Source organism: Mesorhizobium sp. M0778, from assembly GCF_040320105.1.
GTDB lineage: Bacteria > Pseudomonadota > Alphaproteobacteria > Rhizobiales > Rhizobiaceae > Mesorhizobium.
In genome coordinates this window covers 102,960-115,843 of record NZ_JAMYPA010000013.1, presented here as the reverse complement: position 1 = coordinate 115,843, position 12,884 = coordinate 102,960, and the positions used below count along the sequence as shown (strand labels likewise).

Genomic DNA, 12,884 nt, shown 5'->3' with positions numbered 1-12,884 from the left:
ACCCCCTCTGCCCTGCCGGGCATCTCCCCCGCAAGGGGGGAGATCGGCCGTCACCCATGACTTCGCCAATCACGAAGACAGGAGCGCCTAGTGGGGCACGATCTCGTTCCGTCACGCCAGCGCAAGAATGCAAAATCCATGCGTCGCGCGATGACCGACGCCGAGCTGAAACTGTGGAATGAGCTTCGCGCGCATCGGCTTGTGGATTTGAGCTTTCGCCGGCAGGTGCCGATTGGACCCTACATTGTGGATTTTGCCTGCCCGACGCACGGCCTCATCGTCGAGGTCGATGGCAGCCAGCACGCCGACGTTGAGCACACCGAGCGGGATAGGATACGCAGCGCCTATTTGGAGAGCAGCGGCTGGACTATCCTGCGCTTCTGGAACGACGACGTCATTCGCGATATCGACAATGTCTGCCAGCACATAGTCATGACGGCCGGCGCGGATGTGCGCTGAACTCGGCCGTGCAGGATCGGCGGGACAGCACCTCTCTGTCCTGCCGAACATCTCCGCTCAAAAGGGGCAGGTTTCTGAGGCGAGGTGCCAATGACCCAAATAAGAACCATGACCGAACAGGACGTGCCCTCGGTATCGCGGCTGCTGGGCCAATCCTGGCGCCACACCTATTCGCCAATCCTGGGTGCCGAGACCACGGCACGGCTGTCGGATGAGAAGCACGCGCCGGAGCGGCTGGTGACCGAGCTCGGGGACGACAGCAAGATGTGGTTCGTAGCCGAGCGGGCGGACGGCTCGCTCGCCGGCTACGCGATGGCCGCGATGGGCAACAAGGGCGATGTCATGCTCGAGCGGCTCCATATCGACAAAAGCGAGTACGGCACCGGGCTGGCGGCCGATCTTTTGCACGCGGTTCTTGCAGCGCATGCGGGGATTCCCAGCATCGCGCTGGAGGTGATCGAGGGCAACGACCGGGCAATCGCCTTTTATCGCAAGCACGGTTTCGAAGTGGTCGAGCGCCGGCCGGCTGCACACGGGGTGGGCGGCCACGCCTCGCTGATTATGCGCCGGTTGCTACCGATGGCTTAGAGCGCTGTCGGCGAAGCTGCCAATTTCCCCACTAGAGCAGGCAATCGCGCATCCGCGCCGCGATCATTTACGCTCCTTCCTTGCCGGCTCCCACGCGTTGAGCCGACAGAAACATCAGCGTGTAGGCAGCCTTGCGGCGGTCCCAGCCGGCCGACTCGGCCATATCCAGCAGGCCGTCGACCAAAGGCGCCAGCGCCGCCCTGCAATCGGTTTCATAGTTGAAATCGTTCTTCGGGCGGGTCGGCGCCGCGATCTTCCCAAAACTGTCCGTCATATCCATGGCAACACCTGCTCAGCATTCGACCCGAACCGGCAAGCCCGTGCCCGCGTTGGCGGACACGGCCCATCTGCCGTTTCGAAATCTCGCTTTGAAAGCCTGATCTTAGAAGTCCATGCCGCCACCGCCGGGCATCGGAGGCATGGGCGTTTCCTTCTTCGGCTTCTCGGCCACCATCGCCTCGGTCGTCACCAGCAGTCCGGCAACAGAGGCGGCACCCTGCAGCGCAGTGCGAACGACCTTGGCCGGATCGATGACGCCCTGCCCGTACAGGTCGCCGAACTCGTTGGTCTGGGCGTTCCAGCCATAGCCGAAGTCGGTCGTCTCGCGCAGCTTGCCGACGATGATCGAACCTTCCGCACCGGCGTTCTCGGCGATCTGGCGCACCGGCGCTTCGATGGCGCGACGCACGATGTCGACACCGGTCTTCTGATCGGGATTGTCGACGACAACGTTATCGAGCGCCTTCGCCGCCCTCAGCAGCGCCACGCCGCCGCCGGGCAGGATACCCTCCTCGACCGCCGCGCGTGTGGCATGCATGGCGTCGTCGACGCGATCCTTGCGCTCCTTGACCTCGATCTCGGTCGAGCCTCCGACGCGGATGACGGCGACACCGCCAGCGAGCTTGGCTAACCGCTCCTGCAGCTTCTCGCGGTCGTAGTCGGAGGTGGTTTCCTCGATCTGCGCCTTGATTTGGCTGATGCGCGCCTGGATTTCATCCTTGCGGCCGGCACCGTCGACGATGGTGGTGTTCTCCTTCTCTATCAGCACCTTCTTGGCGCGGCCGAGCATCTCCAGCGTGACGTTCTCGAGCTTGATGCCGAGGTCTTCCGAGATCGCCGTGCCGCCGGTCAGGATGGCGATGTCTTCGAGCATGGCCTTACGGCGGTCACCGAAGCCCGGCGCCTTGACGGCCGCAACCTTCAGGCCGCCGCGCAATTTGTTGACGACCAGCGTCGCCAGCGCCTCGCCTTCGACGTCCTCGGCGATGATCAACAGCGGCTTGCCGGATTGCACGGCGGCTTCGAGCACAGGAAGCAACGTCATGCTGGCGGGCACCGGCGGCCGGCCGGCGCCGCTGAAGGACATGGTTCGTCTCTCTGCGCGGTTCAAGAGCATCGCGGAAATGGCCGGTTATTCCTCCTCGTCCGGCCCTTGCAGCAGTTCGATCAGCATCGCTACTCTTGCCGTCGGCAGCGGTCGGCCCTCGTTCACCAGCGCCTCGTCGGCGGCGATCCAGGCCAGGGCCTCACGCAATTCTTGGACCGTCCCGTCTGTCGCCGCAATGTCGGCGATAACGGCGTCGTCGACCGGGCCCACCACAGAAATGATCTCGTCGCGTGTCATGGTCAGCTCCATCTGCGAGTGCCGGGAACGGAGCCCCGGCAACAGAGGAATCTGGGTCTTGACCTGCGGCAGACAATAACCCGCCGGGGAACTCGGCGTTGGCGATTGAAGCCAGCTGGCAAACAGGCAATCTCCTGCCGGACATCTCGCCGCAAATAGGGAGATTGGCAGCCTCGCCGAACCGACCGAAAAACCGGCAACGCGAAAGCCGCCGGGTCTTGACCTGCGGCGGACAATAACCAGATCGATGGCACCGGTCGCCGAAATGGGGCCGGCGAAACCAGGGAGCGCCAGCTCTTTGGCGCTCCTCGTATCTATGTTGCTCGATGGAGGATGTAGCTATGAGAACCGCATTCGACTTTTCCCCGCTCTATCGGTCGAGAATCGGCTTCGACCGCGTCTTCAACCTGCTGGAAAATGCCCCGCAGGCTTTCGACGCGTGGCCGCCCTATGACATCGCGCGCAGCGGCGAGAACAACTACCGCGTCACCATCGCCGTCGCTGGCTTTTCCGAGGACGACCTCGAAATCACCCATGAACCCAACCTCCTGATTGTCTCCGGCCAGCACAAAGAGCTGGATAACGCGGAGTATCTGCATCATGGCCTCGCCGCACGGCCCTTTACCCGCCGTTTCGAGCTTGCTGATCACGTCAAGGTCGCGGGCGCCACGCTCGACAACGGCCTGCTCAGCATCGATCTGGTACGTGAGGTGCCCGAGGAGATGAAGCCTCGGCGCATCGCCATCGCGACCGATGTCGCCTCGCCGAAGACCGGGCCGAAGGTCGCGCAAGACGAAGCAAACAAGCAGGCTGCCTGAATGCACCAGTCGAGAAAGGAGACTATGCAATGGCTATTCGTGATCTCATTCCCTGGGGCCGGGAGAACAATCAGGCCCCCAGCCTGTTCCGCGACGGCGATCGCGATCCCTTCCTGACGCTGCATCGCGAGATGAACCGCTTGTTCGACGAGGCGTTCCGCGGCTTCGACACGCGGCTGCCGTCGCTCGGTGGCTTCTCCGCTGCCCGCGCCAGCTGGCCCAGTGTCGAAATCTCCGATGGCGAAAAGGAGATCCGCGTCACCGCCGAGATCCCCGGCATGGACGAGAAGGACATCGAGCTGCTGCTCGATGACGGCGTACTGACGCTGCGCGGCGAGAAGCGTGAAGAGACCGAGGACAAGGACAGGCAGTTCTCCGAACGCTTCTATGGCCGTTTCGAGCGGCGTATCCCGCTCGGCTACGAAGTCGACGAAGGCAAGGTGAACGCCGCGTTCCGGAACGGAGTGCTCAGCGTGACGCTGCCGAAGACGGAGCGCGCCCAGGCCAAGGCCAAGCGTATCGCCATCAACGACGGCAACGGCAAGTCCTGATGGCTCGCATCAGGACGACGACCCTCCCTTCTGCCCTGCCGGTTCCGGCGGGCAGAGGGGGCAACTGTCGATGACCCGTTCTCCCGACGCTCCGGTTCCGCCTGACCAGGCGCAGCAAGCCCTGCAGTGCCTGACGACCGAGCATTTCGTGCTGCAAAATGCTCGCGCCGCGACCATTCAGGAAGCGAACCAGCGAGCCGATCTGTTCCTGACCTCGGTCTCGAGCGCAACCATTGCCTTGTCCTTCGTCGCGCAGGTCACGGAGATGGGCAGGCCGTTCGTGCTGTTCAGCCTGATCTTGCTGCCTTGCCTTTTCTTCATCGGCCTGGTCACCTTCGCGCGCGCGGTGCAGGTTGCCATCGAGGACATGGTGCATGCCCGCGGCATGGCCAGGATCCGCCACTATTTCGTCGAGCTGACGCCCGTCCTGCAAAGATACCTTGTCAATTCCACCCATGACGATCCCTCGGCGGTGCTGGTCGACAAGGGCCTCAGGCCCTCACCGCTGCAATATTTCATGACCACCGCGGGGATGGTGGGCACGATCAATGGCGCCATCGCCGGCGTCTTCACCGGCATCGTTGTAAAGTCCGCGTTTGGCGGGGGCATGACGCTCGGCGTGATTTGCGGGCTGCTGGTCTTCGCCGCATGCATTCTCATCCTGCGGCGTTACCACAGTCGCGCCTGGGCGGCGGCCGAACAAAGCTTGCCCGCACTGTTCCCGGGCGACAATGCCAACAGCGAAAGCTAGCGCCGACACATCCGGATGTCGAAAAGTGGCAGGGCGACGCCCTTGCGTCTTGCGCGCCAATTGACCATCCTCGCCAACATTATTTGCACCGCGGCCGGGGGGTTCGCATATGCCGACGCTTTATGCGCTGAAACCGGCCTTTCAGGCCAGGTTGCGGCCGCTTGCCGACGGACTGGCCAGGGCCGGCGTCACCGCCAACCAGATCACGCTGCTGGCCGCTGCCCTCTCGCTCTTCACCGGCCTTGTGGTGGCAGCCCTTGCCGGCCACCGCATGGTCTTTCTGCTGATGCCGCTCGTGCTGTTTACGCGAATGGCGCTGAATGCCATCGACGGCATGCTGGCAAGGGAACATGGCCAGGCCTCGAAGCTCGGCATGTATCTCAACGAGCTCTGCGATGTTGTCTCCGATCTCGCTTTGATCCTGGCCTTTGCCGTCATTTTTCCTGCCTGGGGCGTCGTTGCATTCGCTATCGCGGCGGTGATTGCGGAATTCGCCGGCGTGCTCGGCATCGCGGCCGGAGCGGGGCGCAACTATGCCGGCCCCTTCGGCAAAAGCGATCGGGCGCTGGCGCTTGGCATCCTCGCGGTGCTTATCGCGTCCGGCCTGTGGGTCCCGGCGCTCACGCCGCTCGTGTTTCCAGCCATGGCTACACTCTCGCTGGTGACCGCCATCAACCGGATACGCGGCGGCCTTAACGGGAGCGGCAGCTGAATTCCGGTCTCGCCAGGGAGAACAACATGCTTCACCAACAGACGGTTGCCGCCGTGGCTCCAGCCAACATCGAGCGGGTGGCGCAGGAGCGCAGCTTCAAGAGCCATGACGGCACCGAGATCTTCTATCGCTATTGGCCGGCGCCGTCGGAACACCGCAAGGGTGCCATCCTGCTGTTCCATCGCGGCCACGAGCATGGCGGCCGCATGGCGCATCTGGTCGACGAGCTCCAGATGCCCGACCACGCCTTCTATGCCTGGGACGCGCGTGGCAATGGCCGCTCCGCCGGCGAGCGCGGCTATGCGCCGTCGTTTGCCGCGCTGGTGCGCGACATCGATTGCTTCGTGCGCGAGATCGGCAGTGACGGCTTTGCCCGGCGCGATATAGCGTTGATCGCGCAATCCTTCGGCGCCGTGCTTGCCGCCGCCTGGGTGCACGACTATGCGCCTGACATTCGCGCCCTGGTGCTGGCCTCGCCGGCCTTCTCGGTCAAGCTCTACGTGCCCTTCGCCAAGCAAGGCATTGCGTTGTGGCAGAAGCTGAAGGGCCGTTTCTTCGTCAATTCCTACGTCAAGGCGAAATTCCTGACGCATGATCCCGAGCGCATCGCCTCCTTCGACGCCGACCCACTGATCACCCGGCCGATCGCCTCCAACATCCTGGTCGAACTCTACGACCACGCAGCGCGCATCGTCGCCGATGCCCGCGCCATCACCGTGCCGACACAGCTTCTGATCTCCGGCAGCGACTGGGTGGTGCGGCATGGACCGCAGCACGAGTTTTTCGTCAATCTGGCGAGCCCGGCCAAGGAGCGGCATGTGCTGCCCGGCTTCTTCCACGACACTTTGGGCGAGCGCGACCGCCACAAGGCACTCGACCTGATCAGGCCTTTCCTCGAAAAGCAGTTCGCGGCGCCGGAAAAGCCGCTCGACCTGACCGGGGCCGACCGCGCCGGCTACACACGCGACGAGGCCGACCGGCTGGCCTCGCCGCTGCCGCTACTGTCACCCAAAGGTCTCTACTGGGCAATGAGCCGCGCCTCGATCCGCATGGGCGCATGGCTGTCGTCCGGCATGAAGACCGGGATTGCCACCGGCTTCGATTCCGGCTCGACGCTCGACTATGTCTACGAGAACGATGCGCGGGGCATCGGCCCCGGCGGCCGCATGATCGACCGCACCTTTCTCGATGCTATTGGCTGGCGCGGCATCCGCCAGCGCAAGCTGCATCTGGAAGAGCTGATCGGCAGTGCCGCTGAGACGCTGAAGGCCGCCGGCCGGCCGGTCCATATCGTCGATATCGCCGCCGGCCATGGCCGCTACGTGCTCGATGCTGTGCAGAAATGCGCCGAGCCGCCGGCCAGCGTGCGGCTGCAGGATTTCTCCGAGCTCAACATCTCGCTCGGCCGCAAGCTGATCGCCGAGCGCAAGCTGCCGGCGAGCGTCTCGTTCCATCAAGGTGACGCCTTCGACGCCACGATGCTGGCCGGCCTCGACCCGGCGCCGGATCTCGCCATCGTCTCGGGGCTCTACGAATTGTTTTCCGACAATGCCATGATCGCCCGCTCGCTCGGTGGACTGGCCGGCGCCATGCAGCCCGGAAGCCTGCTCGTCTACACCAACCAGCCCTGGCATCCGCAGCTCGAGATGATCGCGCGCAGCCTGACCTCGCATCGCGGCGGCCAGGCCTGGGTGATGCGCCGGCGCACGCAGGCCGAGATGGACCAGCTGGTGGCGGGCGCCGGATTCGAGAAGCTCGACCAGCGCATCGACCAGTGGGGCATCTTCACCGTTTCGATCGCCCGGCGCGTCTGAGCATGGACTTGCCTGCCTCTGCCTTGCCTCGCGATGCCCCTGCCCTTCCGGCCTTGCCGCGCGAGCCGTATCCCGGGATAGTCCTGCGCGCCGCGCTGTGGCTGGCATTTCTGGCGCCGTTCTTCTACTCCACCTACGGCTTCGCCGACTGGCTGGCGTCGCGGCGCGACGATGTCGGCAGCATCGTCTTCGGCTGGGAGCATGGCATCCCGTTCCTTGCCTGGACGATCGTGCCCTACTGGTCGATCAATCTATTCTACGGCCTGTCGCTGCTGTTGAACAATTCGAAGAACGGCGTCGACCGCCTCGCCGGCCGCTATCTGACGGCGCAGATCATCGCCGTCGCCTGCTTTATCCTGTTCCCGCTGACGGCGACCTTCGTGCGTCCGCAGACAAGCGGCCTGCCCGGTTTCATGTTCGCCGTGCTCGGCGGCTTCGACAAGCCCTTCAACCAGGCGCCGTCGCTGCACATCGCACTACTGGTCATCATCTGGGACCATTGGCGTCACAGGTTGACCGGCATCGCCGGCGCCGCCTGGCATGTCTGGTGTTTCCTGATCGGCGCCTCGGTGCTGACGACGTGGCAGCACCATTTCATCGACATTCCGACCGGCGCGCTGCTCGGCCTTTTCGCTCTGTGGCTGTTTCCGCGCGACGGCGAGCTGCCATTCGACGGCTTCCGCCTGAGCGTTGACCCGAAAGCGCGGCGGCTGGCGCTGTTCTATGCGCTCGGCGCAAGCCTTGCGCTGGCCAGTGCCGCTGCCGGCGCGTTGGTCTCGGCGCTGTGGCTCATCCTGTTGTGGCCGGCACTGGCGCTGGCCATCGTCGCTTTCGCCTATGCCGGCGCCGGCGCCAAAGTGTTCCAGAAAACAGCTGATGGCCGCGTGTCGCTGGCCAGCCGTCTCCTGCTTTGGCCCTACCGCCTTGTTGCCAGGGTCAATGTGTGGGCGTGGACGCGAAAGCTTCCAGCGCAGATCGTCATCGCCGACGGTGTTTGCCTCGGCCGTTTTCCGACCGCCGCCGAGGCCGACGCCTTCGGCACGGTGGTCGATCTTGCCGGCGAATTGGAAAGGCCGCGTGGCGCCTCGATCCGCTGGGTGAGCCTGCCCATGGTCGACCTTTTGCCGCCGTCTCGCGAGGCGCGTGCGCAAGCGGTGGCGGCGATCGAGACGGCGCGGGGCCAGGGCACGGTGCTGGTCTGCTGTGCGCTTGGCTTCCAGCGCAGCGCCGCCGTCGTCGCCGAATGGCTGGTCGCCAGCGGCCGGGCCGACACGCCGGCTCAGGCGCGAGGCAAGCTCGCCGCCGCGGGCCGGCCGGTGCATCTTGGCGTGGACGCACCGGCATGACCGCCTTTCGAGATAGGGCCGAGACGTTCGCCGCCGGGCTGATGGTGCAGGTGGCATGGCCGCTGCTGCTGGTTGCCGCTGCCTTGCTGGCGGCGCCGGTCGTCGGCCTGGCGGCAGTGCCGCAAACATCGTCGCTGTCGGCGGTAGCCTGGCTGATCGCCGCAGCGGGTGCCATAGCCACAATCATTCTCTCGGCCCTGCTTTTGTTCGACGCGCTGCTGTTCCGGCTGATGGCCAGCCACGCCAGCGAGGCAGGCGGCGGTGCCGCGGTCGACGATGTGCTGGCGCGCATGCGGCTGAAACCCACGGCGGCCGGCGGCCGCTCGCTCGACCAGCGGATAGCCGGCACGCGCCGCCTGCTTGCCAAGCAGCGTATCACGTTCGGCCTGTTCGCGGCGGCCTCGGTCGTCGCGGCATTCTTTTGAGCCCGTACATGACAAAGCTTCGTGTCAGCACCTATACCTTGCTGCAGACGGTGACCTCGGTCGGCCTGTCGGCGCTGGCCTGGGCGGTCACCGGCGTGCGGCCGATCTGGAACGGCAGCCAGCCATCGGACCGGCAGCGCATCTACTTCGCCAACCATGCCAGCCACGGCGATTTCATCCTGCTGTCGGCCTGCCTCAGCGAGAAGGAACGCGCCAGTACCCATGCGGTGGCCGCCGCCGATTATTGGGGCAAGACGCGGCTGCGCCGTTTCATTGCCCAGGACATGCTGTCTTCCGTGCTGATCCACCGGCAGTGGACGGATGAAACGCAGCACCCGATCTCGATCATGCTGTCAGTGCTCGATCAGGGCCATTCGCTGATCCTGTTTCCCGAAGGCACGCGCAACATGACCGACGAACCGCTGCTGCCGTTCCGCTCCGGCCTCTACAATCTGTCGATGGCGCGGCCCGATGTCGAACTCATCCCGTGCTGGATTGAGAACATGTCGCGGGTGCTGCCCAAGGGGCAATTCGTGCCGGTGCCGCTGCTTTGCCGTGTCGTCTTCGGCGCGCCGATCGCTATTCAACCGGGTGAGGAACGCCGCGCCTTTCTCGACCGTGCCCGCGAAACGCTGCTGGCGCTGAACCCCCGGCCGCAACGAGACGATTGAGGACCAAGGCAAAATGCTGCCGATGATGCACGAAACCCTCATTCTGATTGTCGGCCTACTGGCGGTGCTGATCAGCGCCAGCGTCGTCGCCGGCGTCTTGTCATGGCGCGCGCCAAAACCGTTGTCGCCGACGCTGGTCAACCTCACCCAGCGCATCAATGCCTGGTGGGTGATGGTGGTGGCGATCACCGTTGCCTTCTTCTTCGGCCGCCCCGGCATGACCATCCTGTTCGCGCTGATTTCCTTCGCCGCTCTGCGCGAATTCGTGACGCTGACACACAGCCGCCGCAGCGACCACTGGGTGCTGCTCGGCATGTTCGGCATCGTCATCCCGTTCCAGTACTGGCTGGTGTGGACCGCCTGGTACGGGCTCTTCACCATCTTCATCCCGGTCTACTGCTTCCTGCTGATGCCGGCGATCACCGCACTGCACGGCGACACCGAACGCTTTCTCGAGCGCGTCTCGGCGCAGCAATGGGCGGTCATGATCTCGGTCTACTGCGTCAGCCACGTGCCGGCGCTGCTAACACTCGAAGTACCCGGTTTCGAAGGCCGCAACCTGTTGCTGATCGCCTTCCTGATCGTCACCGTGCAAGGCAGCGACGTGCTGCAATATATCTTCGGCAAACTGTTCGGCCGCCACCTCCTGGCGCCGACGGTCTCGCCGTCGAAGACTTGGGAGGGACTGGTCGGCGGGCTGGCGGCATCGAGCCTGCTCGGCGCGCTGCTGTCGTTCCTGACGCCGTTTTCGCCGCTGCAGGCGGCCGGCGTCGCTCTGGTCGCCTGCCTGATGGGATTCTTCGGCGGGCTGGTCGCCTCCGCCATCAAGCGCGATCAGGGCGTCAAGGACTGGGGCCACCTGATCGAAGGCCATGGCGGCATGATGGACCGTGCCGACAGCCTGGTCTTCGCCGCCCCGGTGTTCTTTCATACGGTGCGCTATTTCTGGACAGTATGAGGGTTGGCGCCGTTTGCCGCGGCACCGTCCGGACGGTTCAGCGCGACTTTGCGAAGATAACCTGATCCGTTTCGTTATTACCGTTTTCGCGAAAACGGTAATAACCCCACTGCCGCGGTCGTTGGCCGCGCTCATTTTGCCGCGGCGAGCGGCTCTTTCTTGCGCGCCTGCGCCAGGCGGCGCATGCGGCGTTTGGCGGTGGTCTTCAGCGCCACCGGCGGATTGCTGGACAACGCACCGAGCACCGCACCGACCATTCCGTGTGCGACGAAATCAGCGTTGATCTCATTGGCCAATTTGGCGGCTGCCTCCTGGTTGTCACTGTCGGGTTCCGACCACAACACGATACCCACCCGCAACCTTGGTTTGGCGCGTTTCAGCCGACGGACCAGGAACCGGCCGTGCTTGACGGAATTCCGGTTCAAAAATCCGACGACGGCGGTATCGATAGCGTCGAGCTCAAGGCGGCGAATGCTCCCCGGTTCCATATCGGCGAAGCTCGCTCTCAACACCGTGGCGCCCTGGACTTCGAGCACCTGTGCCAGCATGGCGGCAGCCGCGTCGTCGAGTTCGCCGCGCCCTCCGGCGCACAGCACCGACATGTCCGTGCCATCCGGTAGTTCGGTGTCGTCCCCGCCCTGAACCTCCCCCTGAACCTGCTTGTCCTCGCGTGAGCCGTTGTCCTCGGCCGCGGCAGTGTCGCCCGCTTCCGCCTCCTCCTGCGCGCTGTCGTCGAGGTTCGCCACCATCGTCAGCGCGCTGCCCGCGACCTGCTGTCGTTGCTCATCGCTCAACACACCACGCACACGGTCCTGCTCGCCGAGCAGAAGTGCGGGAATCGCGACCTTGTCGTAGAACTCGACCAGATATTCTTCCTCCAGCATCTCCTCGGCATGGTCCGTCGCTTCCTCGGGATCGCCGGCCAGCAGCCGCTGGTAAAGCCGGGCGTGCGGTTCGAGCACGGGTTCGTTGCCGAACAGAACGTCGAGGAATTCGAACTGCGGCACATGTCGGCCGAGCACGACGAGGCAGACCGTGAGCGGCGTCGACAGAACGAGGCCCAATGGCCCCCAGAGCCAGGTCCAGAAGATCGCCGCAACGATAATAGCCAATGGCGACAGCCCGGTGCGCGAGCCATAGAGCCAGGGTTCGATCACGTTGCCGGTGATCAGTTCCACCACCACGAAAAGCCCGGCGGTCCATAGCACGAGCGACCAGCCGGGCGCCACGGCTAGCGCCAGGAACAGAGGCAGCAGCGTCGCGATAACCGGGCCGATATAGGGAACGAAGCGCAGCGCCAGCGCCAGCAAACCCCACAGCAATGGATTGGGTATGCCCAGCAGCCAAAGTCCGATTGCAATCGGAACGGCATAGACGATGTTCACGACCAATTGCATGAGCAGATAGCGGCCGACGCGCTTGCCGGCATCCTGCAGCGCCTCGGTGGTTCGATGCAGATCGCCGTAGCCGACGAGGCGTATGAAGCGATCGCGCAGGTCCTCCCGCTCAAGCAGCATGAATATGACCACCACGACGATCAGTCCGGCCGATGCCAGCGGACTCAGCAGCGGGCCGATCAGATTCTGGAGAACCTCCAGCGGTCGTTCGCGCGCGACGATTTCGACCGGGATCGGCTCCCGCAGAGGCTGATCGGCGGCGGGTTGCGCGGGTTCCGGTCTGTCGAGTTCCTGGCCGACGCGTTCGATCACCCGGCTCAATCTGGAAACGATGCCTCCGCCGACGCCGGATTCCTTGAGCGACCGGACCTTGGCCAGGATATTCGCCTGGTAAAGCGGGATGTTCTGCGCCAGTTCACTGACCTGCGTGGCGACTATGAAGGAGAACAGCGCCAGCACCGTGAATGCGCCGAGCACGCTGGCGATCACGGCAGGAAGACGCGGAATGCCGGCTCGCTTGAGTGCCGACACCATGGGCACAAGCGCAAAGGTAAGCAGCAGGGCGATTGCGATCGGCAGAAAGACCTCGCGCCCGAAATAGAGCGCCGCGACGGCCGTCACGACCGACGCTACGCTGGGCAACGATGTGCGCGGAAGCGCCCTGGCCGCGGTAACAATGCTCGCTCGCCGGGTCTCCGACAGGTGCGCGCCGTTTCGACTATTTGCCGCCACTTGATACCTCCGCCCCGCCATCGCCATGATCGGGCATA

At 64.5% G+C, this 12,884-nt stretch carries 14 protein-coding genes and 1 pseudogene; 11 read left to right on the top strand and 4 right to left on the bottom strand.

The annotated features are described in order from the left end of the window. The first annotated feature begins 90 nt into the window (after positions 1-90). Positions 91-459, top strand: coding sequence for an endonuclease domain-containing protein (locus NKI22_RS19365; RefSeq protein ID WP_352958696.1), 369 nt, complete (start codon positions 91-93; stop codon positions 457-459). Between the two features lie 108 nt (positions 460-567). Beyond that, positions 568-1,047 carry a GNAT family N-acetyltransferase gene (locus tag NKI22_RS19360; protein ID WP_023718106.1) on the top strand — a complete coding sequence of 160 codons (480 nt, stop codon included), beginning with the start codon at positions 568-570 and terminating at the stop codon, positions 1,045-1,047. Positions 1,048-1,114: 67 nt separating this feature from the next. Here NKI22_RS19360 and NKI22_RS19355 read toward each other — a convergent pair whose 3' ends face one another. From NKI22_RS19355 to NKI22_RS19345, 3 genes and pseudogenes are all read right to left on the bottom strand, one after another. Beyond that, entirely contained in the window at positions 1,115-1,327 is a 213-nt protein-coding gene (locus NKI22_RS19355) for a hypothetical protein (RefSeq protein ID WP_023718105.1), read from the bottom strand. A gap of 102 nt (positions 1,328-1,429) precedes the next feature. Further along, positions 1,430-2,368: pseudogene (gene groEL / locus NKI22_RS19350) on the bottom strand (chaperonin GroEL); the annotation flags it as partial. A gap of 90 nt (positions 2,369-2,458) precedes the next feature. Next, complete coding sequence (locus NKI22_RS19345; protein WP_245278542.1) at positions 2,459-2,671, bottom strand: hypothetical protein; 213 nt, start codon at positions 2,669-2,671, stop codon at positions 2,459-2,461. Positions 2,672-3,012: 341 nt separating this feature from the next. Here NKI22_RS19345 and NKI22_RS19340 point away from each other — a divergent pair, with 341 nt between their 5' ends. From NKI22_RS19340 to NKI22_RS19300, 9 genes are all read left to right on the top strand, one after another. Beyond that, a complete protein-coding gene (locus NKI22_RS19340) occupies positions 3,013-3,489 on the top strand; it encodes an Hsp20 family protein (RefSeq protein ID WP_352816542.1) in 477 nt (158 codons plus the stop codon). A gap of 29 nt (positions 3,490-3,518) precedes the next feature. Beyond that, the gene (locus NKI22_RS19335; protein WP_352516320.1) at positions 3,519-4,040 is read left to right on the top strand and encodes an Hsp20/alpha crystallin family protein; all 522 of its coding nucleotides are present in this window, start codon (positions 3,519-3,521) and stop codon (positions 4,038-4,040) included. Positions 4,041-4,110: 70 nt separating this feature from the next. Next, on the top strand, positions 4,111-4,791 hold the full coding sequence (locus NKI22_RS19330) for a hypothetical protein (protein WP_352816540.1): 681 nt from the start codon (positions 4,111-4,113) through the stop codon (positions 4,789-4,791). A gap of 109 nt (positions 4,792-4,900) precedes the next feature. Then, entirely contained in the window at positions 4,901-5,503 is a 603-nt protein-coding gene (locus tag NKI22_RS19325) for a CDP-alcohol phosphatidyltransferase family protein (RefSeq protein ID WP_352816537.1), read from the top strand. Positions 5,504-5,529: 26 nt separating this feature from the next. Next, positions 5,530-7,317 (top strand): bifunctional alpha/beta hydrolase/class I SAM-dependent methyltransferase, encoded by a 1,788-nt coding sequence (locus NKI22_RS19320; RefSeq protein ID WP_352816534.1) that lies wholly within the window; start codon positions 5,530-5,532, stop codon positions 7,315-7,317. A gap of 2 nt (positions 7,318-7,319) precedes the next feature. After that, on the top strand, positions 7,320-8,663 hold the full coding sequence (locus NKI22_RS19315) for a phosphatase PAP2/dual specificity phosphatase family protein (protein ID WP_352816531.1): 1,344 nt from the start codon (positions 7,320-7,322) through the stop codon (positions 8,661-8,663). Then, positions 8,660-9,088, top strand: a complete 429-nt coding sequence (locus NKI22_RS19310; RefSeq protein WP_031195380.1) for a hypothetical protein — start codon at positions 8,660-8,662, stop codon at positions 9,086-9,088. The genes NKI22_RS19315 and NKI22_RS19310 overlap by 4 nt, the downstream gene beginning before the upstream one ends. An 8-nt stretch (positions 9,089-9,096) precedes the next feature. After that, a complete protein-coding gene (locus NKI22_RS19305) occupies positions 9,097-9,759 on the top strand; it encodes a lysophospholipid acyltransferase family protein (protein WP_352816528.1) in 663 nt (220 codons plus the stop codon). A gap of 22 nt (positions 9,760-9,781) precedes the next feature. Next, the gene (locus tag NKI22_RS19300; RefSeq protein WP_352481711.1) at positions 9,782-10,717 is read left to right on the top strand and encodes a phosphatidate cytidylyltransferase; all 936 of its coding nucleotides are present in this window, start codon (positions 9,782-9,784) and stop codon (positions 10,715-10,717) included. Positions 10,718-10,848: 131 nt separating this feature from the next. Here the strand turns inward: NKI22_RS19300 and NKI22_RS19295 are convergent, their stop codons facing one another. Beyond that, positions 10,849-12,846 (bottom strand): AI-2E family transporter, encoded by a 1,998-nt coding sequence (locus tag NKI22_RS19295; protein ID WP_502897704.1) that lies wholly within the window; start codon positions 12,844-12,846, stop codon positions 10,849-10,851. Between the last annotated feature and the right edge of the window lie 38 nt (positions 12,847-12,884).